The organism is Methylocystis sp. S23, assembly GCF_054106005.1.
The window spans coordinates 1,060,751-1,085,987 of the sequence record NZ_CM134185.1; the positions used below are offsets into that span (position 1 = coordinate 1,060,751).

Here is a 25,237-nt window from a genome sequence, read left to right on the forward strand (position 1 = left end):
CGTAAGGTCGCACCGGGAAAAACTGGCGCTCGGCGTTCCCCTCATCTAAGGGTCACGCCGGGCGCCATCGTTTAGAGCGCGCTTCTCGCAAAAATCGGTTTTCCGCCTTTTCGCGTGCGCTATGAGTCGGCGCGCCAGGCCCTTTCCGCGAAGAGGCTCCGAAGAATGTCCCAGTCGAGATGGACTTCGCCGCCTTCGGCTTCGTGTCTCTCGCCCCACTCGACGAGAAGGCTGAGACAGGCGTGGTCGACATAGCTTAGTTGGGGAAGATGCATATGGACGTCCGACCGCGCCGGCAGCTGTTCGAGCGCGGCCGCGAGCTGCGGGAGCCGGATGAACGTTGCGGCGCCGACCAGGTGAACGTGAATGACGTCGGAGCCGGATTCTCGCAGCGTGTAAATATTGAGATGCGAGAAAGTATAGATCAGCCGCGCAAGCGCGAGTCCGATCCCCATGAGAACCCCGGTCAGCAGATCAAGCCCGACGACTCCCGCGAAAGTAACGCCGTAGACGAGCGCCTCGAATCGATCCTCTTTCCAGAGCGCCTTCAGGAATTGGAGCCGCGCCAGCTTTACGCCGGTATAAACGAGGACGGACGCAAGGCTCGCCACCGGAATCATGCTCAGCGCGTTGGGAAAGACGAGCACGAAGAGCAGAATCCAGACGCCGTGCAGAAAGGCGGACAGCCGGGTTCGAGCGCCGGCGAGAATATTCGCCGAGGTGCGGACAATCACGCCCGTGATCGGAAGAACGTTCAGAAACCCACATAGCATATTGCCTGCGCCCTGCGCCGCGAGTTCGCGGCTATATTTCGTGCGCTCGGCATGGCGCTGCATGGAATCCGCGGCGGTCGCGGTGAGCAAGGATTCCGCGCTCGCGACAAAGGCAAGCGATACGCCGGCGAGCCAGATCGCGGATTCCCGCAGACGGCTGAGCGTGTCCAGCGCCGGGAGGTCAATGGCGTCGAGTAGCCGGTCGGGCACCGGCACGCGCTTGACGTCGAGATCGAGCATTGTCGCGACGGCCGTCGCGCCGACCACGCCGAGAAGCGGCGCCGGCGTCAGCCTCAATTTTCTCGGCGCGAACAAGACCCAGAGCGCGACAATGGAAATGGTAAGCAGTCCCAGAAAGGCCGCCGGCTGATGCACGGGTTCCGTGACGCCTTTCCAAATCGCCTCCGGCAGCCGCCAAAGATTGATGACGCCCCCGAATTCTCGCCCTGTTCCCGGCGGAAAGTCGTCAACCATCACGTGAAACTGCGACGCGAAGATGAGGACGCCGATTCCCGCGAGCATCCCTTGTATCAAGGCGGGAGAAACGGCGCGAAATATCGGCCCCATGCGCAAGAGCCCGGCCGCGAATTGCGCCAAGCCGCAAAGAAACACGATCAGTCCGAGCGCCTCAAAGCCGAAGTCCTGCACATATAGCGCGACCATAACGGCGAGCCCCGCCGCGGGACCGCTGACCTGAAGGGGACTCCCCGACAAAGGCCCGACGACGAGACCGCCGATGATCGCGGTCACCAGGCCGGCGGAGGCCGCTTTCTCCAGCGGAATCCCCGACGCGATCGCGACGCCCATGGAGAGCGGCAGCGCGACGAAGAACACGACGATCGAAGCAAGGACGTCATGCGCCCAGGACTCCCGCAAGCCGCCAAGAAGCCTGTTCACCGCATTCACGAGCCGCTCCCGCTCCCGGACGCGGCTCCGAGGATCTCGGGCGCGCCTCAGTGAAGGCGCGCCGCCGCAATGTGCTGTGAAATATGCTTGCCGGCGACGAATGCCAGCCTTGAACCGCCTGCTTTGATTCCCGCCTCGATCCGGCCTCGCGCCGCCGAGCCTTTGGTTGGCGGCGCATATCGCTTCACATGCTGGCGATCGCGCCAATGAGAAAACGCGCGACCAAGGGTGTCGCGATTGCGCGCGGCGCCCTACATCGCTCAAATGCGCAAGACACCTTACCAGGACGAAGCCGCCCGCCTCGCGAAAGCGAAGCGCCGATTGAGGTCGCAACAGATCCGCGACGGCGTGTTGCCGGGCCTCGTCGAGAAGGGCACGAGAACGATCCGCCCGGACATCAGAGCGCTTATCGACGCCGCCTTGGAGGAGAGAGCGCGTCGGGCGAAGGAGCGTCAGGCGCCCTGACGCATCGACGCATGCAGAAGCCGTCGTCGCAGCACGGCGCGGCGGCGACGACTTCGGCCGGAATCAATTGAAGTGGTAGCTGACGCCGACAAGGAAGCTATGGAAGTCCGCATTCGGGACGCTCCATGACTTGAACACGGGCGGCTGCGCGGCGATTCCGGGCGTGATCTCGGCGATGTTGAGAGCGCGGCCCGCCGCGTCGGGCCTCGACCATCCGCCGCCGAGATCGGTGTAGCGATATTCGCCCTTGAGACTCCAATTGGGCGCCACCATCCATTCGGCGCCGGCGCCAGCCGTATATCCAAGGCTCGTCGACTGGCGCCGGCCGAAACCAATATCCGCGTCGCTGTCCAGGAAATATTGCTGGCGCTTCACGCCGCCATAGGCAAGGCCGCCGGTCGCATAAACGAGAAAGGTCGGACTCACGAGATAGCCGACGCGCCCCCGCGCCGTGCCATACCATGGGACGCTGATGTCGGTGCGACCGTCCCACGCGAAGTTCGCGCCCGGATAAATCGGTCCCACGCCCCAACTGCCGCCCGACATGTTCGTCCCTAAAATGTCGGTCTCGACGCCGACGACGAAATTGCTCCATTGATAGTCGTAGCCGACTTCTCCGCCGCCCTGGAAACCGGCCCAGGACGGTCCCGGATAGGACCATGCTTCGCTGATCGGCGTCGGGAGGCCGCCCTCGAAGCGCATGCTGTCGATATGCTGCCGTGAAGCGTTGAAGCCGTAGCCCATTTTCATGCCGAGATGAAAGCCGGTCCACATTGGCGGAGGCGGTGGCGGAGGGGGCGTGAAGATCGGTTCCTGATGCCTCTTCGGCAAATCAGCGGCCATGGCTGGACCGGCCATCGCCATCACGGCGGCGATCCCCGCTGCTAAATTACGCATATACGCATACTCCTCTCACACGATCACGCGTCGGCTCGCGCATCTCCTTCTTGATTGCGCAAGGATGGGCCGCGCGCCGCGCCTTCTCTTCAAGAAGACGAGAGCCCAAACCTTGAGCGCGAGTTAAAATAAAATTGATTTATCAGGCTGTTATGTGGCCCCGACCCTGTTTGAATGAAGCGATAATTGGTCGACTTTGCGATCTTAGAAGCGCGCCGCCTTCGGGTGCTCGTCCCGCGCGCAAGGCGGCGCTCTAAAGCCCCGCTTCCTTCGCCGCCTCTCCAATACGCTGACGCGTTTCTACATCGCCGGAAAATGAATTGAGCGCACGCTCCAGGGCGGCGCGCGCCTTCTCAATCTCTCCAAGAACCATTCGAGATTTGATCAATCTGATCCACCCTTGCGCGTCGCTGGGCGAATTCGACAATCTCTGTTCGAGCCCATCGACCATGGCGTGGATCATCGCCGCCTCGTCCATTTGCGCTTGCGGGGCGGTCCCGCCTTCCAGCGCCGCGACCTGCCGGTTGATCTCCGACGCGAAGTCGCCTTCCGCGCCTTCCGTTAGCAGGCCGCGCCATATTTCGCGCGCGCCGCTCTCATCGCCCCTCTGCTTCTTCGCGACGCCCTGCCAATAGCGGGCGCGAGCGTCCTTCGGATCCCGCGCCAGCGCCGCATCCAAGGCCGCCTGCGCTTCGGCGGTCACCTCGTCCCGCGACGCCCTGATCAGCGCCTCGGCGCGCGCGCTGTAATTATCCGCGGCGTGCGGCTGCAATTCGATCGCCTTGGCGTAAGCCGCCGCCGCTTCCGCATATGAATCCGTCTGAAGCCGCGCCCAGCCGAGGGTGCGCCATCCCGTGACGTCGTTCGGCTCATCCTGCAGACGGCGAGCGAGGCGACCGATCATCTCTTCGACCGGCGGCGTCCGCGCCTCGCGAGAGATCGCGGGGGCTTCCGCCTCGCTCCGAGCCAACGGCGCCTGCCCCGCGGTAACCGCAAACAACCCGACCGAGCCGAGCGCGACCACGCCGGCGACGCCGATCGCCGCGAGCGCTCGTTCCCTTGCCGACAGGAGAGCCGATCCGTTCCCGCGTCGAGGCGCCGCATCCCTATCTCCGTGCTCTTCTATTTCCCGAAGCTGCTCCATGTCGCGCTCACGAGGGTCGGGCCGCGTCTCCCAGTCGCGCAGGAACGGCGCGGCGACGAACACCGCGGCGATGGAGGTCATCGCCGTCAACAAAAGCCAAAGGATCATGTTTACTCTCGCTCTTCGAAGCGAGCGGGTCTCGCTTCCTCCGCGGCGGTGAACGGCGCGAGCTTGGAGGAATCGCGCCGCATGAGATTCAGGTAAAGCGCGAGGGCGCCGAGCAGGAAGAGCGCCGGTCCCGCCCAGAGCAAAGCCGTCACCGCCTTCATCGGCGGCTTCAGCAGGACGAAGTCGCCATAGCGCGCTGCGATATATTCGATCGCCGCCTCGTCACTGTCGCCGTTCGAGAGCCTTTCCCGCAGCAGCATGCGCAGATCATGCGCGAGCGCCGCATTTGAGTCCTCGATGCTTTGATTTTGACAGACCACGCATCTCAGCTCCCGCCCCAGCGCGCGCGCCCGCGCTTCGAGCGTCGCGTCGGCCAGCATCTCGTCCGGCGTCACGGCGATGGCGGTCGTGACGGACAGGCAAAGCGCCATAGCGACGAAGAAGCGCTTCATGAATATTGCTCCGCTTCATTGACGAAAGCAGCCTTTCGGCAAGGCGCGCCGAGGCGGCGCCTTTTGTCGCCGAGCGCGACGAATCCGCCCAGCGCCATGATCAGGGCGCCCGTCCAGATCAGCGGCGCCAGCGGGTGGCGATAAAAGCGAACCGTCCACGCGCCGTCCTGCCCGGCCTCCCCGAGCGCGACATAGAAGTTCTCGATCAGATTGGTTTGGATCCCCGCCGAGGTCGTCACCTGATCCCGGACGGGGAAATAGCGCCGCTCGCTGACGAGGCGAGCGCTGAAGGCGCCGTCTCGCTTCAACGTAAATCGCGCCTGCTGAGCTTGATAATTCGGGCCGTCGACATCGCCGATGGATTCGAGGCGCAATTCGGCGTCTCCCAGACGAAGCATTTCGCCGGGGCGAATCAGCGCGATGTTTTCGCTCGACCAGAAAGTGACGCCTGTCATTCCGGCGACCATGATCCCAACCCCCGCATGGGCGACGATCAATCCGTAGATCGCCGCCGGCGTGGCGCGCGCGAGGCTCAAGGACGTCGCGGCGGAAGCCTCGAAGAGTCGAAGGCGGCGTGCGAGCGCGACAAGAGACCCGATGACCAGCCATGCCGAAAGAGCGACGAAGAAAGCCGGGATGAGGTCCCGCCCGATCCAGAGGACGACGCCCAGAACGCCGCACGCCGCGAGCGCGGCGGGCCGCAACCGCGCGAAGGCCGCGCTCAGCCCGTCGCGCTTCCATCTGAGCGCCGGACCGAACGCCATGACGGCGACGACGGTCGCGCCGATCGGAACGAAGGTGCGCGCGAAATAAGGCGGGCCGACGGAGATTTTATCCGTGCCGATCATTTCCACGACGAGCGGATAGAAGGTCCCGAGAAAGACCGTGAACGCCGCGGCGCTCAACAACACATTGTTGAAGGCGAGGCCGCTTTCCCGGCTGACGAACGCGAAGGACGCGCTTTTCTCCAACGTCGGCGCGCGCCACGCCCATATTGCGAACGCGGCTCCGGTCGTCGTCGCGACGAGCGCCAGGATGAAGAGGCCGCGCGAAGGATCCTGCGCGAATGAATGGACGCTCGAGAGAACGCCCGAGCGCACGAGAAAGGCGCCGACGAGGCTCAGCGAGAAGGTGACGACGCTGAGAAGAATCGTCCAGGCGGCGAGCGCATGACGACGCTCCATCACGATCGCCGAATGCAGGAAGGCCGTGCCCGCCAGCCAGGGCATGAGCGAAGCGTTCTCCACCGGATCCCAGAACCACCAGCCGCCCCAGCCCAAAGTGTAATAGGCCCAGAAGCTGCCGAGAGTGATCCCGATTGTCAGGAAGCACCAGGCGGCAAGGGCGAAAGGCCGCACCCAACGCGCCCAGGCGGCGCTGGGGCCGCCGCCCAGCAAGCCGGCGACAGCAAAGGAAAAGGCCATAGAGAAGCCGACATAGCCGAGATAGAGAAATGGCGGGTGCAAGGCGAGGCCGGGATCCTGCAGAATTGGATTGAGCCCGGCGCCTTCCGCCGGCGGCTGCGCCAGAACCGCGAAGGGGTTGGAGGTGAGCAGGATGAAGGCGAGAAAGCTCGCGCTGATCGTCGCCTGAACGGCGAGCGCCAAGGAGAGAAGCCGGCTGGGGATATTATGGCCGCGGCGCGCGGCGAAGGCGCCGAAGAGCGCGAGAATGACCACCCACAGCAGCATGGAGCCTTCGTGATTGCTCCAAACGCCCGCGAATTTATAGAGCGCCGGCTTCGTCGTGTGGGAGTTTTGCGCGACGACGGCGAGCGAAAAATCCGAGGAGCCGAACGCATAGCTGAGGACCGCGAAGGCGACGAGGATGGCGCCGCATTGCGCGACAGCCGCGCGCCTGGCGAGCGCCGCAATCGCGGGATCGCGCCGTGTTCCGGCCAGGAGAGGCGTCGCGCCTTGCACGAGCGCGAGCATGAACGCCAGCAGCAGCGCATAGTGACCGAGTTGAGCCGTTATCAGTGATTTGTCCGTTCTTTCCCCCTGACGAACAAGCCATGGCATTGAGGCGCAAAAGGGCGCCGCAATAAGCTTTTCTGGTGACTCCTTTCTGGCGGAGCTTTGGCCCTCAATTCGGAATCCGGACGTTCCGCCATCCGGTCGGCGTGTGGCACCGCTCGCAGAATCGCCCGAATGCGCCATTGTGGGCGTCCTGCTTGCCGTGGCAGGCGTAACACTCCATCGACAGCTTCAGGTTCGGCGGATTGACGGCTTTGTGGCAGGCCTCGCAGGCGACGCCTTCATGCCGGCCGACAAGCGGGAATCTGGTCTGTCGCGCGTGATCGAAACGCCAATGGCTCCAGCCGGACGTATCGTGGCAAGTCTCGCATTTCGGCGACGCGCCGAGGCGGCCCTTGTGATGATCGTCCTTGTGGCAGCTCTCGCATGCCGTCGGAAGCTTGAGCGTCGTGGGATTCGGCTCCTTGTGGCAGGCCGCGCAAGCCAGCTTCGCGTGCCCGCCCGTCAGCGGGTAATGCGCCTGCCGCGCATGGTCGAAAGTCGCGGCGCGCCAGCTCTCGGCATTGTGACAGGCGCCGCAGCGGGGCTCCGCGCCGAGCCGCCCCTTATGATGAACGTCCTTATGGCACTGCTGGCAGGCGCTGGGAGTCTCCTTGTAAGCGGGCGTGACATGGCAGTCGGCGCAAGGCGTCGCGACGTGCTTTCCGAGCAGCGGAAAGGACGATTGAGCGTGGTCGAAATGAATCTTGCGCCAGTCGCTCTCGCCATGACAGCGCTCGCAACGTTCGCCGAGATCGCCGCGATGCGGATCCTGCTCCTTATGGCAAGAGACGCAGCTTGTCCCAAGCGGCGCGTTGAGCGCCCCCGTATGGCACGCGTCGCATTTTGTCTGGGCGTGGCCGCCGCGAAGAGGAAACCGCGTTCGGTCATGATCGAACCGCGCCTCTTTCCATTTCCTCTCATTGTGGCAGTTCTCGCATTTTTCGCCGTAGCGGCCGTTATGCACATCCTGAATTCGATGGCAGGAGCCGCAGGCGGTCGAAATCCCCTTATATGCTTGGCCAATATGGCAGGCGGCGCATGCTACGTCCTTATGGGCTTCTCTCAGCGGGAATTTCGTTTTCCCATGGTCATAGCTCTTGAGCGCGCGCCAGCTCGACGGCTCATGGCAGCCATCGCAGTCCTGCAGCTCGCCTCTATGAGGGTCCGCCTTCTTGTGACAATCCACGCATCGCGAGGGCGTCTTGTGAAAGGGCGTCTTTGGCGCGTGGCACCCGTCGCAAGCCGCCGTCCGATGGGCGCCCAGCAAAGGATAGGACGTCAGGCCGTGATCGAACGCCTCCCGGTCGAGAGACAGAATATCGGCGTCCCGGCCCTTGTGATCGACATGGCAATGATTGCAGTCCTGAACGCTCGCAAGTCGATCTCGCCCGTGAAAGCGAACATGGTTCGCGCGATCCTTCGCAATCTCCTTGTGACAATCCAGGCAGAGCCTGGATTGCGAAGCGCGCGAGAAGGGCTCGTGGCATTTTTCGCATTCCTTCTCCAGCTTCTCGTGGCCTTTTATCAACGGCCCGGGGATGACGAGGCTCTCGACAAGATTGTCGGCATGCGCGAGACCGGCGCAACATAGCGTCACGGCGACCAGAAACGCGATCCAACCCGAAACTCGCAACTCGCCTTCGTCCTTCAGCCTGGAAAGATCATGGCCTTCTTGTTCGCGAAAACGGCGATAGCGCGGCCGCGCGGCCCGATAACCGCCTGATCATAAAGGAACCCGAATATTGTCGCGCAGGTCTCACAATTTCGCCGGTTCGAGAGCAAGAAGCTGGCGTTCAAGGATAGGGGTCAGCTCTCGGTAAAGAGTAATGCGTAAGAGAGGGCAAGCGTAATGGCGTCAGCCGCATTTGTCGCTTATGGAGTGCCGCTCGCAGTCGCCTGGACGATCTATGTCGCCCGCCGCCAGAGAATCGAAAGCTTGAATTCGGCGAGGCTCGCGGCGGCCCAGGAGGCCGGGCTCGTCGAACCCGCCACCCTTCATCCGAAAATCGACGCAGGCCTCTGCCTTGGCTGCGGCGCCTGCGTACGGGCCTGCCCCGAAGGCGATATCCTCGGATTGATCGACGGCAAGGCTCAATTGGTGGAAGCCGCCAATTGCATCGGACATGGCGCATGCAAGAGCGCCTGTCCCACAAATGCGATCGCCCTGGTTTTCGGCACGGAAAAGCGGGGCGTCGAGCTTCCATCCGTCGACGCCCATTTTTGCACGAATGCGCCCGGGATTTATATCGCGGGAGAGCTCGGCGGAATGGGCCTCGTGCGTAACGCCGTGGAACAAGGACGACAGGCGATCGAATCGATCAGCGCAAATGCGAGGCCGAGAGGCGACGCGCTCGATCTTGTGATCGTCGGATGCGGTCCGGCCGGACTTTCCGCAAGTCTCGCGGCGATGGAAAAAGGCCTGCGCTTCGTCGTTCTAGAACAGGAGAGATTGGGCGGGGCGGTCGCGCATTATCCCCGCGGAAAGCTCGTGATGACGGCGCCCTTCACGCTGCCGACGATTGGCGCGATCGACCGTCACGAAGTCTCCAAGGAGGAGCTGATCGCGATCTTCGAGGCGGCGGCCTCAGGCAGCGGACTTGTCGTCAACGAGCGAGAACGCGTCGAAAGCGTTTCGAGAACGGGCGAGATCTTCGAGGTGACGACGCAAAAGGCGGTCTATCGCGCGCAAGCGGTTTTATTGGCGCTGGGCCGGCAAGGCGCGCCGCGCAAGCTCGGCGTTCCCGGCGAGGATCTCGCCAAAGTTGTTTACCGCCTCGTGGATCCGGAACAATATCGGGGCTGCCGGGCGCTCGTCGTCGGCGGGGGCGACAGCGCGCTCGAGGCCGCCGTGGCGCTTGCCGCGCAGCCAGACACGCAGGTCACGCTTTCCTATCGCGGCGAGGCCTTCAACCGTGCGAAGCGCGCCAATCGGATGCGACTCTCGCATTCGACATGCGAAACGCTTCTCTCGTCGGTCGTCGAAAAGATCGAGCCGGATTCCGTGACGCTTCGCGCCGCGGGAGCGACGCGCCGCCTCAAGAACGACGTTGTGATCGTCTGCGCCGGCGGCGAGACGCCGGCCAAATTCCTGCGCAGCATGGGCGTGGAGATCGAAACGAAATATGGCGTTCCATAGAGTGCGGCTTGCGCCGCTCGCGCTGGCGCTATGCGCCTGCATCGAAGCGCGGGCCGCCGAATCGCTCAAATCCGTCGCCGCGGACGCTTCGGCGCTCCTGAAACGCGCGAATTACTACCGCTCCGCCATGAGCAAGGAGCAAGATCCCGCGCTGGCCTTTCGCTGGATGCAGGAAGCGGCGCAGAAGGGGCTGCCCGCCGCGCAATACGAACTCGCGAAGATGCTGCTCGCGGCGCGGGGCGCGCCTTTCGATTTGGAGAAAGCGCGCGAGTGGCTGCAAAGGGCCTCCGTGAAGGACAAGCGGGCGGCGGCCTTGCTCGCGAAGATCTCGGAACGGCCGCCGCAGGCGCCGCCGACGATTGCAAGACGCGCGCCGCCCTTGTCGCAACTCGCCTTGTCGCCGGACGCCACGGCTCGCAACGGAACCGCCGGAGTCGCGGACGCCGCCGCGAGGGGCGATCTTCCGGCTCTCCAAGCGCTTTTGCGCGCCGGGGCCTCGATCGAGACCAGGGACGCGGACGGCCGCACGCCTTTAATGGCGACTGCATTGGAGGGACGCGCCGACGCTGCGAAACTCCTCATCGAGCGCGGCGCCGATCCGGATGCGCAGGATCGGCGCGGCGAAACGCCGCTCATTCTCGCGGCGAGGAATCGAAGATTGGACGCCGCCGCGCTGCTTCTCGCCACAGGCAAAATAGAGCAGGCCTCCTTGAACTCAGCCCTCTTCCTCGCCGCCGGGAATTGCGACGCCGCCATGCTCATGCGCCTGCGAGAGAAAGGCGCCCGGGCGCTTTCGCAAAAAGACGGCGAGACGCCGCTCATGCGCGCGGCCGCCGCTTGCTCCGCCGGCGTCGTGAATCTCTTGTCGCAGGCCGAGCCGATCGACGCCGTCGACCATGCGGGACGGACGGCCCTTTGGATCGCGGCGCGGCATGGCGATAGCTGGGTCGTCGCCGCGCTGCTCGCAAGAGGCGCGTCGCCTGAAGCCGCCGACCGTTTCGGCTATACGCCGCTTCTCGCGGCCCTGGAACAAGGCAAGGAAGAAGCGGCCCTGACGCTTATGCGCGCCGGCGCGAATGTTTCCGCGCGGACGGAAACCGGCAAGACGCCTTTGATTCTTTCCGCGCATCGCGGACTGAAGCGCTTTGTCGGCGAAGCCCTCGCCCGCAAAGCGGACCCGAATCTGCGTGACGCGCTGGGCATGACCGCCTTGATGGCCGCCGCCGAGCGCGGTCATGATGAAATTGTCGGCGCGCTCCTCGCCAATGGCGCGGATCGGAATTTGCGGAACAAGAAGCGCGAGACCGCGATCGAGCTCGCAGGCGACGAAAAGACGCGCGGCCGATTGCTGAACTGACGCCCTTTGCGACGTCTCAATTTCACTGAAACAGCTCGCCCCAGCCGAAGCGGTAGCTCGCCTGCGCGAAGATTCCGAAACGATCGACGCGATATTTGAGCAACTGGCCGAAAATATCCAGCGCCTGAACGTCCTGGTGACGCCATCGCAACCCCACGCCGAGAGACATGTGGTCGGTGAGCGCGTATTTGAGCGCCGTCTCCGCTTCAAACCCGCCGCCGCGCCCCTTCGCGGGGTCGGCGCCGAAGGTGAGGTAATGTGTGTCCGTGGCGCGAAGAGATGTGGAAGCCAATGCGAATTGGCCGCTCCAGGACAAATTGTCCGTCAAGGCGACATCCAGCTCCGCGCCGATGCGGAAGGATTTAAAGTGGTCGCGTTCGCTGACCAGCCGGACGGAGCTTGGAAGCGCGGGAACGCAAGCCAGGCCGGCGCCGATCTGCGCGCAGCCTTTCGCGTCGATGGAAGCGAACCATGATTGCCAACCGACGAAGGCCCCGAGTCTCAGCCTTTCGCTCGCATAGAGGTTGTAGCCCAGATCAATGGTTCCCGACGTCGTTTTCCCGGAAGCGGCGCTCTGCGTCAGAGAGCCGGCGTCTCCGAGAGGATAGTCGCGATCGAGCAGGCGGCCGCCCCGCATGAAGCCGGCGTCGACATAGCCCTTGAGGAACATGTCGCGCAAAACGCCTTCACGCGCGTCGGCCCGAAAAAACAGCTCGCCGGACTGCGAAAGCAAGCGATCATAGGAAAAGGTCGAAACTTTCAGCGTGGGCGTATCGTCCGCGAAATAATCGTAAGCGGTCCTGCCGCGGTCGAACCAGTAGCGCGCGCCGGCTTCGAACAGGAAGGCCGAAGAGGGAGACGGGGAGACGGAGCCCTCCCGCCGCTCGGCGCTTCCCGCCTTGTCCGGCGGGCGCGACGGCGCCAGCAGGGAAGCAAGACAGGGCGTGAGCCGCCCCGCGCAATGGGCGAATCCGTCACTGCCGAAATCGGCGCGCAAGCCCAGCGTGAAAGACGTGTCCCTTGTCTGTCCGCGGAAATTCTGCGCGGCCGTCTCGATCCATTTTGTCGCGATTTCCGCTTCGATGGCGAAATTCCTTGTGATGAAATAATCAAAAAGCAGCGACGGCAAGATCGTCGTCTCCCGCAGGGGCGCGTTGCGGCCTTCCCGGTAGCCCAGCCGCAGGCGCGGGCTGACGCGAAACTGCTCGCTTAAGGGAAAGCGCGCGTCGAGATCGGCGAAATAGACGTTCGAGTCGGCAAGACGCGCGAAACGCAGAGCGCCCGTATAGAGGTCGCCGGGAGCCAGAATGTCGTTGGCGACGAGCTGGCCGGAAAGATAATATTCCCTTCCGAGCGGCTTCGTTCCGTCCACACCGCCGGACGGCAGCGTGCCGCTCACATAGGTCGTTGTCGCGTCCAGATTGATCGACAGCTTTTCATTCAAGGGCCGCGCATAGCTCACCATCGCGGACTGAAAATATGGCGTGCGATCGATGGCGAAGCGCCGCACCTCGTCCTGCGAACGGAATTTGAGCATGTCGTAGAGCGTCAGGAAGGGTTGCCCTTGCAGCGCATTGAAGCTCGCAAGATAGGGAACGCGGCGATGATCGAAGGCGGCGGCGAGGACGGAGCCGTCTTCGAAAGTGTGGGAGGCGGACAGCGTTCCGGCGTTGAAACGGTTGAAATGGATGTCGTAGTCGATCATCCCGAGCGCCGAGAGATTCTTGTCGACATAGCGGAATTCGCCGCCGATCGCCCGCCTGTCGAGGAGAGAGCGAAGATTCTGCTGAATGACGAAGAAGCTGACGTCCAGATTCGGTATGAGACGCAGATCGACGCTGGCGCCCGCGAAGAAGCGGCCGTCCTTGAGCGGCGCGTCGAAACGGCTGATATTGGCGGAGCCGCCGACCGCATTGAATCGCAGCATCTGATTCATCTGCCAGCTCACGAGGGCGCCGTCGAACCGTCCCAGCACGCCGCCGGCGTTGCGGGTTTGACGTCCGATCCGCACGCTCAGATCGAGGGCGTCGAAGACCGTTTCGACATAGGCTTGCGAAAGGCCGTATTGGTTGGAGACGAACTGGCCCGGGCGCATGCGGTGCTCGTCCATGCCGGAAATCTTGATCTTGGTTCTCGCATAGGGATGCTTGATGAGTATGAGCTGATCGAAGGTCGTGAGAAAAGTGTTCTGATGCAGCCGGTGCGCGTCCGGGTCCGCGCGCGCATTCGGCGCGATCGAAATGTCTTTCGCCGTGTTGTAGCTATCGTCGCGGATGAAATAGCTGCTGAGACTCCCCGTCATGGACCAGGCGATCTCGTCCGGATTGGATGGGCCGGACGTCGCCAGGATGGGAGGCGGCGCCGTCTCGGGCGGCAAGGCGCCAAGACGCATCTTGACGCGCCCCGCGCCGTCGCCCTTGGGATAGAAGCGCAGATAATCCCGCATGGCGATGCGCGCCTGCTGATATCGCCCCGCCTTCGCGAGCGCTTCCCCGAAGAGTTCGAGCGTGTCCGCATCGGGCGCGGACGGACCCGCGGCCAGCGTTTGCTCGAGCAAGGTTACGGCTTGTGCGAAATGTTTGGCGCGAAGGAGTTCACGCGCCTTGTCGAGCGCGGTTTCGTTCGAGGGGCCGGCGATTGCGCCGAATGAGACGATCGAGGCAAGAACAAGCGCCGAAGCGCAACGCAACCACGGACCCACGCGACGCATCCGTTCTCCTTTGCGAAAAACTGATGCGTCGTGTTTTGCAAAGCTTTGAGGAGGGAGCGTGCAATCCTCTCGTTAAGGCTCGGTTTTTTCATGGAGAAATGGCGCCTGGACCCCGTTCGCGGGCAACGCGGCGAACAAGGCGGGCTGTCAGGCGGATTCGAACCTTCAGAAACCCCTGCGGCGAAAGGCGGGTTGCCCGGCGTCGAAGCTGAGGAAGCTCTTGTGACAGCTATCGCAAGGCGCGGAGGTGACGACATGCGTGGGCGGCTTGCCCTGCGCGTCCCGGCCATTGTGGCAGCTAAGGCAAGGGCCTCTGGCGGCCATATGATCGAAGCGCGCGCCGGCGAATGTGTTCGTGCTCTTGTGGCAATCGTCGCATGGCGCCTGGGTCGTCACGTGGCGCGGCGGCTTGCCTGTCGCGCTGACGCCATTATGGCATGTCGCGCAAGGACCGATCGCGCTTCGATGATCGAAGCGACCAGACGCCGGCGCGCCGGGAGAAAGCTCGCGCCGAACGAAATTCATGGGAAGCGACGGCTTCGACAGGCTCGCCGGGTTGGCCGTTGCGCCGACGGTGAAGCTCAAAGTGGTGTGGTGACAATCGGCGCAGGGCGCCGAGGTCGGAAGATGCGTCGCCGACTTGCCGCGCGCGATCCGGCCGTCGTGACAGGCGACGCATTTCATCGAAGCCTGCAGATGGTCGATGATCTTGATGTCGGAGAACAGGGTCGTCTCGTGACAGCCCGCGCATTTCAGAGAAGTAGGCGGATGGTTCGGCGGCTTGCCGATGGTCCTGTCGCCATTGTGGCAGGCCGGGCAGGCGTAGAGCGTGTTCTTGAACTGCCCATTGAAATGGCAGGCTTCGCAAGAGGTCTGCGCATGCGCGCCGGTGAGCGGAAATTTGGTCCTTGCGTGATCGAAGGAGCTTTTCAGCGGCTGTCCGAAACTCGGCAAGAAATAGCCCCCAGGCGTCGAGGTCTGCGCATCGAGGCGCGGCGAAAACGCGAGCAGGCATGCCCCGGCGACGAACAGCAAGGCGAGGCGGCGAAAAATCGCAGATGCGGCGCAGCGCGCGACCGGTTCGGCTCCCAACATGAGGCCTTTGCCTTAGGCGCGCCGCGCGGCGCCATTGGAGCAGAATTGCGAAGTTCTCGTGATCTTTGTTTCATAAGGACTTTAGCCTCATTTCAAACGTTTTGCCCAAGTGCTTTAGCCCTTCGTTCCGCCGCCAGGAGAAAGGGCGTCCATGTCGCAGGTTTCAAACGCCGCCGATTGGCGTCGCGCCGCCGCGCCGATCATCGAATTTACGCCCGCATTGGCGTCGCTTGGCGTCGCGGCCATTCTCTTCGCAGGTTGGATCGCGAGCGACGACGAGGCGCTGACGCCCAAATCGGGCCTCGGCTATTGGCTCGGCGTCGCCGGCGCCTCGATGATGGGGCTGCTGTTCGTCTATTATGTTCGCAAGCGCGTCGGCAAAGGCCCCAGAGCCGCGCGCGCCATTCCGAAATGGTTCAGACTGCACGTCGCCTTCGGCGTCGCGGGGCCGGTTCTCATCCTCTTCCACTGCAATTTCCGGCTCGGCGCATTCAACAGCAATGTCGCCTTGTTCACAATGGCCGCCGTCGTCGCGAGCGGAGTCGTCGGCCGTTATCTCTATCGATTCGCCTATCGCTCGCGGATGACCGCCTTGGAGCGCGCCCTGGGGGCGTGGCGGCTTCTGCATGTTCCGCTCTGCGCGGTCCTCGCGGTGGCGGCGACTTTCCATGTTTGGGCCGTGCACAGGTTCTAAAATCGCTCACGCGCCCGACTCTCCGCGCGCCGCTTTGAAAGGGCGCATTCCGTTCCAGCGGCGCGGCGCGCGGACGGAAGCGCCGCCCGGCGACATATGGTTTTTCCCCTGAATGCGCTAAACTCGCCTCGACTTTGGAGGGGAGCCAGCCTGCCGCGCATGACATTCGCGCCCATTCGCTATATCGAGCCCGTTTTCCGCCCGCCGAGCGAAGCCCAGTCGCTGATCCTGCCGGTGACGAACGGATGCTCGTGGAACCGCTGCACGTTCTGCGAGATGTACACGGCGCCGCAGAAGCGCTTTCGCCCGCGCGACGAAGCCGAGCTGGTCGAAAGCGTCCGCCGCTGCGGCGAGCGTTTCGGCGAAAGCGTGAAACGCATCTTTCTCGCCGATGGCGACGCGATGACGCTCTCGACGCGTCGCCTCACAACCATTCTCGAGGCGATCCGCCGCGAACTGCCGGGCGTGCGGCGCGTGTCGAGCTATTGCCTTCCCCGCAACCTGCGCAAGAAATCCGTGGAGGAGCTTTCGAGCCTCAGAGCGCTCGGCCTTTCGCTCGTCTATGTCGGCGCCGAGTCCGGCGACGACGAGGTGCTCGCGCGCGTCGATAAGGGCGAAACTTTCGACACGTCGCGGGAGGCGCTCGAAAAATTGCAGGCCGCGGGAATCAGACGCTCGGTCATGATCCTCAACGGCCTCGGCGGCGCGGCGCTGTCGCGACAGCATGCATTGAATTCGGCGGCGTTGATGAACGCGGCGCAGCCCGAATTCCTCGCCACGCTCGTGGTGAGCTTCCCGACGGGCGAGGATCGCTTTCGCGGGAATTTTCCGGAATGGGAGCCGCTCGACATTCCCGGCCTGATGCGGGAAATGGAGCTCTTCATTTCCGCGCTCGACTTGAAGCGCACCATCTTTCGCAGCGATCACGCCTCGAACTGGCTCGTCTTGAAGGGGACGCTCGGCGCGGACAAGCCCAGGCTCATGGAGGAGCTGCGCGCCGCCATCGTCGCGCCTGACGCGGCCCCGCTGCGGCCGGCTTGGGCGCGCGGCCTCTAAAGCGTGGCGGCGCGCGATCGAGAGCGCGGCCGAGCGGCGGAACAAACGCCCTCCCTCGCGAGTTGTTGCCCGTTCGCGGCGGCAATCCCGAGAGTCCCATGGCGAGAAAAGCAAACCATCGGGAAGGGGAAGTCGCGGGCGGCGGCGGTTGATCATGCTGCCGCGCCTCTCCGAGATCGGCCGCGTAGCCGAGCCCGACGCATTTCTATGGGCGGTCGGAATCGAGGACACTTTCATCACCGCCCCGCATCCGCGAACCGGACGCACGCTCGACGAGTATGAGCTGACCGGCCATTACGAGCGGTGGCGGGAGGATCTCGCCTTGATGGCGAGCTTGGGCGTTCCCTGCGCGCGTTACGGCGCGCCCTGGCATCGCATCCAGCCGCGCCCGAACGAATGGCGGTGGGAATTTGTCGACGCCGCTTTCGAGCGCCTGCTCGCTTCGGGCGTCGAACCCATTGTGGACCTCGTGCATTACGGATTGCCCGGCTGGATCGAAAGATCCTTCCTCCATCCTGATTATCCGCGCTATGTGTCCGAATACGCCGCACGCCTCGCCGAGCGCTTTCGCGGGCGCGTGAGATGGTACACGCCGCTCAACGAGCCGCGCATCACGGCATGGTATTGCGGCCGGCTCGGCTGGTGGCCGCCGCATGAGCGTAGCTGGAGCGGATTCGTCGCGCTCATGCTGGCGATCTGCCGCGGCATTGTCGAAACCGTGAATGCGCTGCGCCGCGTCGATCCGCAGATCGTGCCCTTCCACGTCGACGCCACGGATCTGTTCGAGACGGACGACGCTTCCTTGGCGGAAGAAGCCTGGCGGCGGCGGCAGCTCGTCTTTCTCGCGCTCGATCTCGTCAGCGGACGGGTCGACGCCGGCCATCCGCTGTGGCGCTGGCTGCTCGATCACGGCGCAGGCGAGAAGCGTCTCGAAGGCTTTCTGGATCGCCCCCTGCAATTGCCGATCGTGGGCGTGAATCTCTATCCCATCTTCACCGAGAAGCGCCTGTCGCGCGACGCCGCCGGACATTTGAGGGTGCGAATGCCCTATGCGTCCGGCGCTCTGGTCGAGAAGATCGGCCGCCTTTATTTCGAGCGCTATGGCGTCCCGCTGATGATCTCGGAGACCGCCGACAAGGGCTCCGTCGCGCGGCGCCTGGCATGGCTGAACAATTCCGTCGCCGCCGTCCGGACGCTCCGCGCGCAAGGCGTTCCGCTCGTCGGCTATACGTGGTGGCCCATGTTCGCGCTGGTCACCTGGGCGTATCGGCAGGGCGGGCGCCCGCTTCGCGACCATTTGCTGCAGATGGGTCTGTGGGACCTCGATCCCGACCCGCGGGGAGATCTCGCGCGCATCGAGACGCCTCTGGTCGACGCCTATCGCGCCCTGGTCCTGGGCGGCGCGCAATCTGTCGGACGCCTCGCCTCGAACGCGCCGGCCACCGGTCGCGGCGCCGTCCGATAGCGCGCCGCTTCTCCTCCATTGACGACCCGAATGCGGGAGGGACGGATATGTTTCGCAGCTTCTTTCTTGCCGGTTTCGAAGGATCGACGGGCTATAACCGGCATGGACAGTGGTTCGATCAGGTCGCCGCGACCGGACACGACAGAACCGTCGACCAGGATTATCGGGACTTGTCCGCTCTCGGCATTCACGCCATTCGCGAGACGGCGAGATGGCCGCTCATCGACGAGCGGGGCCGCCATGACTTTTCCACCGTCAAACCCTTCGTCGAAGCCGCGAAGCGCCGGAGGATCGACGTCATTTGGGATCTTTTTCACTATGGATTTCCGCGCGACGTCGATCTTTGGTCGAAGGCCTTTCCGCGTCGCTTTGCGGATTACTGCCACGCGGTCGCGCGCTTCATCGCCTCGCGCATGGAGGGGCCGCATTTTTTCACGCCGGTCAACGAACCGTCTTTCTTCGCCTATGCGGCGGGAGACAAGGGCTTGTTCGCGCCCCATGCGACAGGTCGCGGATGGGAGCTGAAGATCGCCCTGGCGCGCGCCGCGATCGCCGGAATCGACGCCATACGCGCCGCGACGCCCCAAGCGCGCTTCATCAATGTCGACCCCTTATGCCGGGTCGTCGCGCCGGCGGGCGCGCCCGATCTCGAGAGGGAAGCGGCCTATTTCAACGAGCATCTCGTCTTCCAGTCATGGGACATGCTTTGCGGCCGCCTGCTGCCGGAGCTCGGCGGCAGCCCCGCGCATCTCGACATTATTGGAATTAATTATTACTGGACCAATCAATGGGAGCTGAAAGGCCCCGCCGACGCGGAAGGCGTCTTTCAGCCGCTCGCGGACGAGGATCCGCGCCGGACGCCCCTCGACGCGCTCATACGCGCCGTATGGCGGCGCTACGGCCATGAGGTGATGATCACCGAGACGAGCCATGTGGGCGAGAATCGCGGGCCATGGCTGCGAGAAGTGATGCGCGCCTCCGAGACGCTGCTGCTCGACGGCGCGCCGTTGCGCGGCGTTTGCCTCTATCCGATCCTCGGCATGCCCGAATGGCACGACCGCAGCGTCTGGACGCCCATGGGCCTGTGGGACCCCATTTCCCATCTCGACCCTTGCGCCGGGCGTCTTGTCTGCGAGCCCATGCTCGACGCGCTGCGCTCGGCCGGGAACGTGCAGGCGCTGCACCAGCGCTCGCGCATGAATCCGGAAAATGCGGAAAGCCGGCGCCGGGCCTGCGAAACGCGGCGCGACGCGATTCGCCGGGGCGAAGGAAGAAGGCGGGCGCGCATGTGATAGGCGTATCCGCCCGCTCGCTTCGCGACAAAGCGCGGCGCCTCGCCCGAAGCGAAGCAATCCGGAAACGAGTTATCTGGCGGCGCTCAGGCGGGCGCCAGCAGCAGGCTCGTCTCGCTTCGGGCGATCCCTTCGATCGACCTGACGCTCGACAGCAGCCGGTCGAATTCGGCGAGATTGGCGACCTCGATCTCGGCGATGAGATCGTAGGCGCCGTTGGTGCTGTTCAGCGCGTGAATCTGCGGCAGGCCGCGAAGCGCCTGCACGACCTTTTTCGTGCTCTTGCCCGACACCTCGATCATCATGATCGCGCGGATGCGATCGCTCGGCGCGCCGCTCTTCAATCGCACGGTGAAGCCCAGGATGATTTCGGAGTCGATCAATCGGTCGAGGCGGTTCTGCACGGTTCCTCGCGAGACGCCGAGCCGCTTCGCCAGCTCGGACAGGGACGCTCTTCCGTCCGTGCGAAGCAAGGCGATCAGCCGATGATCGAGATCGTCCATGGCTCTTGGCTAGCCCCTTGGCGATTTGCTCAAATGATATAGCGATTAGCGTATTTTTCTATGAGAATTTGTACATTCTTGCGATTTTCGCCGACGCGGCGGGGACCTAGCATTAGCGCATCTCAACGCGGCCGAGGTGCGGAACATGGCCATCTTCCTGAGCGCGCAGGACGTCGCTCGACTCGTTCGCCGGATCGGCGCCCGGGACTTCTGGTTTACGCTCGTCGACTATTTGCGCGAGGATTTCGGGCGCTGGCGCGGCTTCGACAAGTCGCCGCGCTTCGCGAGCCACTCGCCGGGCGGGGCTATCGAGCTCATGCCGACGAGCGACGGCGCGACCTTCGCCTTCAAATATGTGAACGGGCATCCCGGCAACACAGCGCTCGGCCTCCAGACGGTCGTCGCCTTCGGCGCATTGGCGGATGTCGGAACCGGCTACCCGTTCTTTCTCTCCGAGATGACGCTCGCGACGGCCATGCGCACGGCGGCGACCTCCGTTCTCGCCGCCCGCCATCTCGCCAGGCCGGAAAGCCGGACGATGGCGCTGATCGGGCTTGGCGCGCAAGCCGAGTTCCAGGCCTGCGCCTTTCACGCCGTCCTCGGCGTCGATCGGCTGCGCGTCTTCGACCTCGACCCGGAAGCCCATGAAAAATTCGAGCGCAACATGGCGCCCTCCGGCGTGGAGATCGCGCACTGCGCCGACGCCCGCGAGGCGGCGCGCGGCGCCGACATCGTCACGACGATCACCGCCGACAAGAAGCGTGCGACGATCCTCTCCGACGACATGATCGGGCCCGGAACGCATATCAACGCGGTCGGCGGCGATTGCCCGGGCAAGACGGAACTGGCGCGCGAGCTTCTCCTGCGCGCCGACATCTTCGTCGAATATGCGCCGCAGACGCGCATCGAGGGCGAAATCCAGCAGCTCGATCCCGGGCATCCGGTCACCGAGCTGCATGACGCGCTGATTCGCGCGCGCCCGGGCCGCAGATCGCCGGAGGCGATCACGATCTTCGACAGCGTCGGATTCGCCGTCGAGGATTTTTCGGTTCTTCGCCTCCTCTTCGATCTCGCGCGCGAGACGGGGGTCGGCGGCGAGATCGAGCTGACCGCGGCGCCCGCCAATCCCAAGGATCTCTTCGCCCTGCTCGGTTCGGACGGGGCAATGCGCCCGGCGAGCGCGCGCGAAGGGCTCGACCTCTCCAACTGACATGGACCCGACGAGAAAGGGCTTTCGATGACTTTTCGCTTCAACCCCGCGCTTGCGGATGTCGCGGAGCGCAGCGGCGCCGGCGTCGCCGACGCGGGGACCGGCGCGCGGCTTCTCATGTGCGCGCCCGATCATTTCGGCGTGGATTACGTCATCAATCCTTGGATGGAAAACCAGATCGGCCGCACGCGCTCTTCCCATGCGCGCGAGCAGTGGGAAAATCTGCGCCGGCGTCTCGCGCAGGAGATTCCGCTCGCCTTCGTCCCGTCCGCGCCCGGCCTTCCGGACATGGTCTTCACCGCAAACGCCGGCCTCGCCATCGGCGAAACGGTCGTCGTCACGCGCTTCCACGCCAAGGAGAGGCGGCCGGAAGAAGACTTCTTCCGCCGCTGGTTCGCGCGCGCGGGCTTTTCCGTTGCGCCATGGCCCGAGGACGTCGCATTCGAAGGCGCCGGCGACGCCTTGCTTGACCGCGCGCGGGGCCTGATCTGGTGCGGCCATGGATGGCGCTCGAGCGAAAAGGCCCCGCAACTGCTCGAACGCATCTTCGAGACGCGCGCGGTCGGTCTCCGGCTGGTCGACCCGCGCTTCTATCACCTCGACACATGCCTCTGCCCGCTGCCCGGCGGCTGGCTGATGTATTTTCCGCAGGCCTTCGATGATGATTCCCGGGCGCTCATCGCATCGCTCGCGCCGGCGGAGCGCCGCATCGAGGTGAGCGAGGAAGACGCCGCCGCTTTCGCCTGCAACGCCGTCGCGGTCGAGCGCCGCGTCTTCCTGAACGATTGTTCGCCGAAACTTCAATCGAGGCTGCGCGCCGCCGGCCTGTCGCCTGTCGTAACGCCGCTTTCCGAATTCATGCGGGCCGGCGGCGCGGCGAAATGCCTGACGCTCGAACTGCCTCGCGCGCCTCGCTCGGATTCACGCGGCTGAACGGCCCCGTGAGGATGAAAGCGACGCAAAAAATTAACGGCTCTGCGGCTTAATCCTCGCCGGTTCGATTACGTCGATCGCAGCCAGAGCGCGCGGCGAAAAAGTGGAAGCCGATTGGGCGTTCCGCAGAATACGCGATCCAGTCCGCGCATGCGTAACGGAGTGTCTTTCATGCGTATGTCCAAGATCGCCGCCATCGCCATTCTGGCGGCGGCCGCGTCCGATTCGGCGGTCGCCGCCGACCTTCCCTATCGCAAGGCTCCGCCGGCCTATCTCCCGCCGCCGCCCGTCATGACCTGGACGGGCTTCTATGTCGGCGCCAATATTGGCGGCGGCTGGAGCGCCAACAGCATCAACAACGCCAATCTCACCCCCTATACCGACCCGGTCGCCGGCGGCCTCTGGCTCCTGCCCGGCTCGACCAATGGCGGCGGCGGCGCCGGCGGCGTCGTGGGCGGCGGACAGATCGGCTACAATTACCAGATGGCGTCGCTGGTCCTCGGCCTCGAGACCGATTTCCAGGGCACGAGCATGCAGTCCGGCGGCAACAAGGCCTGGGCCGTCTATCCGAGCCCGGTCACGCCTGGCGGCCTTCTCGTTCCGCTCGCCCCGGCCGGCAATGCCGGCGTCGCGCTCAATTGGTTCGGCACGGTGCGCGGCCGCGTCGGCTATCTCTTCACGCCGACCTTTCTGGTCTATGCGACCGGCGGCTTCGCCTATGGCGGCGTGCAGGGACAATTCACGGGCTACAGCAACACCCGCACCGGCTGGACGATCGGCGCCGGCGGCGAATGGATGTTCATGCCCAACTGGTCGGTCAAGGGCGAATATCTCTTCACCGATCTCTCGAGCGGCGGCGCGCGCGGCTGGTTCGGCGGCAATTGGGGCTATCACCGCCATCCGCAGTATCACGTGGTGCGCGCCGGCGTGAACTATCACTTCAACTGGGCCCCGGCTCCCGCGCTGACCTCCTACTAGAGCGCGCCGCGATCGGGCGCCCGATCGCGACATGCGAGCGCGTGCGTCTCGCGGCGGCTTGTCCGCCGCCTGCGCAACTCTCACCGACGGGAAGCCTCATGAATGCGCCTCGATCCGTCTTCGTGACGGGCGGAAGCACGGGCATCGGCGCCGCCGCCGTGCGCGCTTTCGCGCGCGACGGCTATGGCGTCGGCTTTCTGGACGTGAATGAGGAAGAAGGCCGCGCATTGGAGAAGGAAGACGGCGCGCGCATCGCTTTCTTCGAGGGGGACGTGCGCCGCCGCGAGGATCAGCGGCGCGCGATCGACGAAACGGAGCGGCGCTTCGGTCCGCTCGCGGCCGTCTTCGCCAATGCGGGCGCACACCGCGCCAATTCCATTCTGGACGTCGCGGACGACGATCTGCGCTTCATCCTCGACGTCAATCTCATGGGCGTGATCCACACGCTCCGCGAGACGGCGCCGAGGCTCGTCGCGCGAAGGAAAGGAGCGATCGTCGTCATGGCTTCCGATCAGGCGCTGATCGGCAAGAGACGCTCCTTCGCCTACGGCCTGACAAAAGGCGCGCTTGGGCAGATGACGAAGAGCATGGCGCTCGACCTTGCGCCGTATGGCGTGCGCGTCAACGCCGTCTGCCCGGCGACGATCCGCACGCCGCTGACCGAAGCGATTTTCGCGCGCGCCGACGACCCCGCCGCCGCCTGGGCGCGGGAAGAGGCTGCGCATCCCTTGCAGCGCGTCGGAACCCCTGAGGAGGTGGCGGAGCTCGTCTGCTTTCTCGCCTCCGATCGCGCGAGCTTCATGACGGGCGGACTCCATCCGATCGATGGCGGCCTGACGGCCGGCTGAGAGAGCGGCCGGCGCCTCGCGTCAACGGCCGGACAAGCGGAAGCGCCAGATGCGCGCTCGCACGCTCGCGCTTGCCATCCTCCTTGCTCGATCCAGTTCACGCCTGTCCAGAGAGGCGCGGCCCCGCGCAAATCGGAAAGGAGCCATCATGCGTCAGCTATTTCTGATCCCGCTTTTCTCGGCCCTGCTCCTTGGCCCGGCGATGGCGCAAGGAACGGCGAAACAGAGAGCCGCCTGCGAGAGGGACTCGCACCGCCTCTGCGCCTCGGCCGAACCGGACGCCATCGCCGTCGAGAATTGCCTCAAGGCGCATATCAAGTCTCTGTCCCCCGCCTGCCGGCGCCAATTCGGCGGCAGAGGACGTTGACGGCGACGCGCGCGTCGTCGCCGGGAACAAGCAATCCCACAGCCCGTTAGGGCTCATTCGCTTCCCGCGGAAGCGCCCGCCCCGACACAGTCGCGGCCGGCGCGGACCGGCAAGCGAGCTTGGGGGCTGTACAGGAGGAGACGATGCGCTCTTACATTCTTGCGTCATGCATGATGGCCGCGTTCGCGCCGCCCGTCGCGGCGGCTCCGAGCGATCCCGCGCCCGAGGCGCGAATCCAGCAGATCACCCACCGCGATTACAACCGAGGCCGCTGGGGTTATGGCGCGGATTGCCGCGAGCTGCGGCGCGCCTGTCTCTACAAGGAAGATTTGGGCGAGCAGGGCCGCGGCAATTGCCGCCGCTACCGCGAGCTCTGTAGATAGCGACCTTGCGCGGGCCGCCGGCCGTGCGGCCCGCGCATCCTTCGCCGTCATTCCCCGGCGGCCGCCCTCAGCGCGCGCGCCAGCTCCGCCGCTTCCGGCCAGGCCAGGCTTACGTCGGGACAGCCGGCGCCGGCGACGACGACGCCCTCCCCCTCGACGCGAGCCTCGAAATCCTGGTCGCTCGCAATCGGGCTCATATAGATCTCCCGCTCGAGACTCCCTCCCGAAGCGACGGCTTCCAGCGCGCGGGCGACGATCGACGCCTCCCGCAGCGTGAAGCGCCGGGACGGCTGTCCGGGAAACCGCAATGTCGCCAATGCGCCAAAAGCGCCATGCGGGGAAACAGTCAAGCTGAACTTTCCGGACATAGGAGGATGCGTCCTCGCGATAAACGACTGATTTCCAGGACGATTCTCTCGGCTCGCCCGCGGGCGCCCTTCTTGAATG

Annotated in this window: 23 protein-coding genes; 13 read left to right on the plus strand and 10 right to left on the minus strand. The window is 64.6% G+C overall.

Annotated features, from left to right (window positions below; translation table 11 throughout):
• Positions 1 to 119: 119 nt before the first annotated feature.
• Complete coding sequence (locus ACV7JP_RS05470; RefSeq protein WP_457798211.1) at positions 120 to 1,670, minus strand: SulP family inorganic anion transporter; 1,551 nt, start codon at positions 1,668 to 1,670, stop codon at positions 120 to 122.
• A gap of 273 nt (positions 1,671 to 1,943) precedes the next feature.
• On the opposite strand from ACV7JP_RS05470, the gene ACV7JP_RS05475 reads away from it, so the two are divergent.
• A complete protein-coding gene (locus tag ACV7JP_RS05475; RefSeq protein ID WP_457798212.1) occupies positions 1,944 to 2,144 on the plus strand; it encodes a hypothetical protein in 201 nt (66 codons plus the stop codon).
• Between the two features lie 63 nt (positions 2,145 to 2,207).
• On the opposite strand, the gene ACV7JP_RS05480 is transcribed toward ACV7JP_RS05475, so the two are convergent.
• From ACV7JP_RS05480 to ACV7JP_RS05500, 5 genes are all read right to left on the minus strand, one after another.
• On the minus strand, positions 2,208 to 3,041 hold the full coding sequence (locus ACV7JP_RS05480) for an outer membrane protein (RefSeq protein ID WP_457798213.1): 834 nt from the start codon (positions 3,039 to 3,041) through the stop codon (positions 2,208 to 2,210).
• Between the two features lie 253 nt (positions 3,042 to 3,294).
• Complete coding sequence (locus tag ACV7JP_RS05485; RefSeq protein ID WP_457798214.1) at positions 3,295 to 4,293, minus strand: tetratricopeptide repeat protein; 999 nt, start codon at positions 4,291 to 4,293, stop codon at positions 3,295 to 3,297.
• A 2-nt stretch (positions 4,294 to 4,295) separates the two neighbouring features.
• Entirely contained in the window at positions 4,296 to 4,745 is a 450-nt protein-coding gene (locus ACV7JP_RS05490; RefSeq protein WP_457798215.1) for a cytochrome c-type biogenesis protein, read from the minus strand.
• A complete protein-coding gene (locus ACV7JP_RS05495; protein WP_457799039.1) occupies positions 4,742 to 6,721 on the minus strand; it encodes a heme lyase CcmF/NrfE family subunit in 1,980 nt (659 codons plus the stop codon). The genes ACV7JP_RS05490 and ACV7JP_RS05495 overlap by 4 nt, the downstream gene beginning before the upstream one ends.
• 109 nt (positions 6,722 to 6,830) lie before the next feature.
• Complete coding sequence (locus tag ACV7JP_RS05500) at positions 6,831 to 8,396, minus strand: cytochrome c3 family protein (protein WP_457798216.1); 1,566 nt, start codon at positions 8,394 to 8,396, stop codon at positions 6,831 to 6,833.
• Positions 8,397 to 8,612: 216 nt separating this feature from the next.
• Here ACV7JP_RS05500 and ACV7JP_RS05505 point away from each other — a divergent pair, with 216 nt between their 5' ends.
• Together ACV7JP_RS05505 and ACV7JP_RS05510 are read left to right on the plus strand one after the other, a co-directional pair.
• On the plus strand, positions 8,613 to 9,899 hold the full coding sequence (locus ACV7JP_RS05505) for an NAD(P)-binding domain-containing protein (RefSeq protein WP_457798217.1): 1,287 nt from the start codon (positions 8,613 to 8,615) through the stop codon (positions 9,897 to 9,899).
• On the plus strand, positions 9,886 to 11,256 hold the full coding sequence (locus tag ACV7JP_RS05510) for an ankyrin repeat domain-containing protein (protein WP_457798218.1): 1,371 nt from the start codon (positions 9,886 to 9,888) through the stop codon (positions 11,254 to 11,256). Before ACV7JP_RS05505 ends, ACV7JP_RS05510 begins: the two co-directional genes overlap by 14 nt.
• Before the next feature lie 22 nt (positions 11,257 to 11,278).
• Here the strand turns inward: ACV7JP_RS05510 and ACV7JP_RS05515 are convergent, their stop codons facing one another.
• Both ACV7JP_RS05515 and ACV7JP_RS05520 read right to left on the minus strand, forming a co-directional pair.
• On the minus strand, positions 11,279 to 13,813 hold the full coding sequence (locus ACV7JP_RS05515) for a hypothetical protein (protein ID WP_457798219.1): 2,535 nt from the start codon (positions 13,811 to 13,813) through the stop codon (positions 11,279 to 11,281).
• A gap of 318 nt (positions 13,814 to 14,131) precedes the next feature.
• Entirely contained in the window at positions 14,132 to 15,061 is a 930-nt protein-coding gene (locus ACV7JP_RS05520) for a cytochrome c3 family protein (RefSeq protein WP_457798220.1), read from the minus strand.
• Between the two features lie 151 nt (positions 15,062 to 15,212).
• Here ACV7JP_RS05520 and ACV7JP_RS05525 point away from each other — a divergent pair, with 151 nt between their 5' ends.
• The 4 genes from ACV7JP_RS05525 (at position 15,213) to ACV7JP_RS05540 (ending at position 19,568) form a co-directional block, all read left to right on the plus strand.
• On the plus strand, positions 15,213 to 15,755 hold the full coding sequence (locus ACV7JP_RS05525; protein ID WP_457798221.1) for a hypothetical protein: 543 nt from the start codon (positions 15,213 to 15,215) through the stop codon (positions 15,753 to 15,755).
• Between the two features lie 159 nt (positions 15,756 to 15,914).
• Positions 15,915 to 16,811: a radical SAM protein gene (locus ACV7JP_RS05530; RefSeq protein ID WP_457798222.1), complete on the plus strand. Its 897-nt coding sequence runs from the start codon at positions 15,915 to 15,917 to the stop codon at positions 16,809 to 16,811.
• A gap of 154 nt (positions 16,812 to 16,965) precedes the next feature.
• Positions 16,966 to 18,276 carry a family 1 glycosylhydrolase gene (locus tag ACV7JP_RS05535; protein ID WP_457798223.1) on the plus strand — a complete coding sequence of 437 codons (1,311 nt, stop codon included), beginning with the start codon at positions 16,966 to 16,968 and terminating at the stop codon, positions 18,274 to 18,276.
• Between the two features lie 47 nt (positions 18,277 to 18,323).
• Positions 18,324 to 19,568, plus strand: a complete 1,245-nt coding sequence (locus tag ACV7JP_RS05540; RefSeq protein WP_457798224.1) for a glycoside hydrolase — start codon at positions 18,324 to 18,326, stop codon at positions 19,566 to 19,568.
• A gap of 86 nt (positions 19,569 to 19,654) precedes the next feature.
• Here ACV7JP_RS05540 and ACV7JP_RS05545 read toward each other — a convergent pair whose 3' ends face one another.
• The gene (locus tag ACV7JP_RS05545; RefSeq protein ID WP_457798225.1) at positions 19,655 to 20,071 is read right to left on the minus strand and encodes an Lrp/AsnC family transcriptional regulator; all 417 of its coding nucleotides are present in this window, start codon (positions 20,069 to 20,071) and stop codon (positions 19,655 to 19,657) included.
• Between the two features lie 145 nt (positions 20,072 to 20,216).
• Here ACV7JP_RS05545 and ACV7JP_RS05550 point away from each other — a divergent pair, with 145 nt between their 5' ends.
• The 6 genes from ACV7JP_RS05550 (at position 20,217) to ACV7JP_RS05575 (ending at position 24,790) form a co-directional block, all read left to right on the plus strand.
• On the plus strand, positions 20,217 to 21,281 hold the full coding sequence (locus tag ACV7JP_RS05550) for an ornithine cyclodeaminase (RefSeq protein ID WP_457798226.1): 1,065 nt from the start codon (positions 20,217 to 20,219) through the stop codon (positions 21,279 to 21,281).
• Positions 21,282 to 21,308: 27 nt separating this feature from the next.
• Positions 21,309 to 22,214: a dimethylarginine dimethylaminohydrolase family protein gene (locus ACV7JP_RS05555; RefSeq protein WP_457798227.1), complete on the plus strand. Its 906-nt coding sequence runs from the start codon at positions 21,309 to 21,311 to the stop codon at positions 22,212 to 22,214.
• 177 nt (positions 22,215 to 22,391) lie between these two features.
• Positions 22,392 to 23,192, plus strand: coding sequence for an outer membrane protein (locus tag ACV7JP_RS05560; protein ID WP_457799040.1), 801 nt, complete (start codon positions 22,392 to 22,394; stop codon positions 23,190 to 23,192).
• 98 nt (positions 23,193 to 23,290) lie between these two features.
• Positions 23,291 to 24,040, plus strand: a complete 750-nt coding sequence (locus ACV7JP_RS05565) for an SDR family NAD(P)-dependent oxidoreductase (protein ID WP_457798228.1) — start codon at positions 23,291 to 23,293, stop codon at positions 24,038 to 24,040.
• Positions 24,041 to 24,188: 148 nt separating this feature from the next.
• On the plus strand, positions 24,189 to 24,407 hold the full coding sequence (locus tag ACV7JP_RS05570) for a hypothetical protein (RefSeq protein WP_457798229.1): 219 nt from the start codon (positions 24,189 to 24,191) through the stop codon (positions 24,405 to 24,407).
• A 143-nt stretch (positions 24,408 to 24,550) separates the two neighbouring features.
• Positions 24,551 to 24,790 carry a hypothetical protein gene (locus ACV7JP_RS05575; protein WP_457798230.1) on the plus strand — a complete coding sequence of 80 codons (240 nt, stop codon included), beginning with the start codon at positions 24,551 to 24,553 and terminating at the stop codon, positions 24,788 to 24,790.
• Positions 24,791 to 24,837: 47 nt separating this feature from the next.
• Here the strand turns inward: ACV7JP_RS05575 and ACV7JP_RS05580 are convergent, their stop codons facing one another.
• Positions 24,838 to 25,140 (minus strand): hypothetical protein, encoded by a 303-nt coding sequence (locus tag ACV7JP_RS05580; protein WP_457798231.1) that lies wholly within the window; start codon positions 25,138 to 25,140, stop codon positions 24,838 to 24,840.
• Positions 25,141 to 25,237 lie beyond the last annotated feature (97 nt).

What these genes read in the sequence shown, in the direction of transcription:
- ACV7JP_RS05520 (WP_457798220.1), bottom strand. Translation starts at nt 15,061, where the DNA reads ATGTTGGGAGCCGAACCGGTCGCGCGCTGCGCCGCATCTGCGATTTTT.
- ACV7JP_RS05530 (WP_457798222.1), top strand. Translation starts at nt 15,915, where the DNA reads ATGACATTCGCGCCCATTCGCTATATCGAGCCCGTTTTCCGCCCGCCG.
- ACV7JP_RS05575 (WP_457798230.1), top strand. Translation starts at nt 24,551, where the DNA reads ATGCGCTCTTACATTCTTGCGTCATGCATGATGGCCGCGTTCGCGCCG.
- ACV7JP_RS05555 (WP_457798227.1), top strand. Translation starts at nt 21,309, where the DNA reads ATGACTTTTCGCTTCAACCCCGCGCTTGCGGATGTCGCGGAGCGCAGC.
- ACV7JP_RS05545 (WP_457798225.1), bottom strand. Translation starts at nt 20,071, where the DNA reads ATGGACGATCTCGATCATCGGCTGATCGCCTTGCTTCGCACGGACGGA.
- ACV7JP_RS05505 (WP_457798217.1), top strand. Translation starts at nt 8,613, where the DNA reads ATGGCGTCAGCCGCATTTGTCGCTTATGGAGTGCCGCTCGCAGTCGCC.
- ACV7JP_RS05510 (WP_457798218.1), top strand. Translation starts at nt 9,886, where the DNA reads ATGGCGTTCCATAGAGTGCGGCTTGCGCCGCTCGCGCTGGCGCTATGC.
- ACV7JP_RS05560 (WP_457799040.1), top strand. Translation starts at nt 22,392, where the DNA reads ATGTCCAAGATCGCCGCCATCGCCATTCTGGCGGCGGCCGCGTCCGAT.
- ACV7JP_RS05570 (WP_457798229.1), top strand. Translation starts at nt 24,189, where the DNA reads ATGCGTCAGCTATTTCTGATCCCGCTTTTCTCGGCCCTGCTCCTTGGC.
- ACV7JP_RS05540 (WP_457798224.1), top strand. Translation starts at nt 18,324, where the DNA reads ATGTTTCGCAGCTTCTTTCTTGCCGGTTTCGAAGGATCGACGGGCTAT.
- ACV7JP_RS05565 (WP_457798228.1), top strand. Translation starts at nt 23,291, where the DNA reads ATGAATGCGCCTCGATCCGTCTTCGTGACGGGCGGAAGCACGGGCATC.
- ACV7JP_RS05480 (WP_457798213.1), bottom strand. Translation starts at nt 3,041, where the DNA reads ATGCGTAATTTAGCAGCGGGGATCGCCGCCGTGATGGCGATGGCCGGT.
- ACV7JP_RS05490 (WP_457798215.1), bottom strand. Translation starts at nt 4,745, where the DNA reads ATGAAGCGCTTCTTCGTCGCTATGGCGCTTTGCCTGTCCGTCACGACC.
- ACV7JP_RS05535 (WP_457798223.1), top strand. Translation starts at nt 16,966, where the DNA reads ATGCTGCCGCGCCTCTCCGAGATCGGCCGCGTAGCCGAGCCCGACGCA.
- ACV7JP_RS05475 (WP_457798212.1), top strand. Translation starts at nt 1,944, where the DNA reads ATGCGCAAGACACCTTACCAGGACGAAGCCGCCCGCCTCGCGAAAGCG.
- ACV7JP_RS05485 (WP_457798214.1), bottom strand. Translation starts at nt 4,293, where the DNA reads ATGATCCTTTGGCTTTTGTTGACGGCGATGACCTCCATCGCCGCGGTG.
- ACV7JP_RS05525 (WP_457798221.1), top strand. Translation starts at nt 15,213, where the DNA reads ATGTCGCAGGTTTCAAACGCCGCCGATTGGCGTCGCGCCGCCGCGCCG.
- ACV7JP_RS05550 (WP_457798226.1), top strand. Translation starts at nt 20,217, where the DNA reads ATGGCCATCTTCCTGAGCGCGCAGGACGTCGCTCGACTCGTTCGCCGG.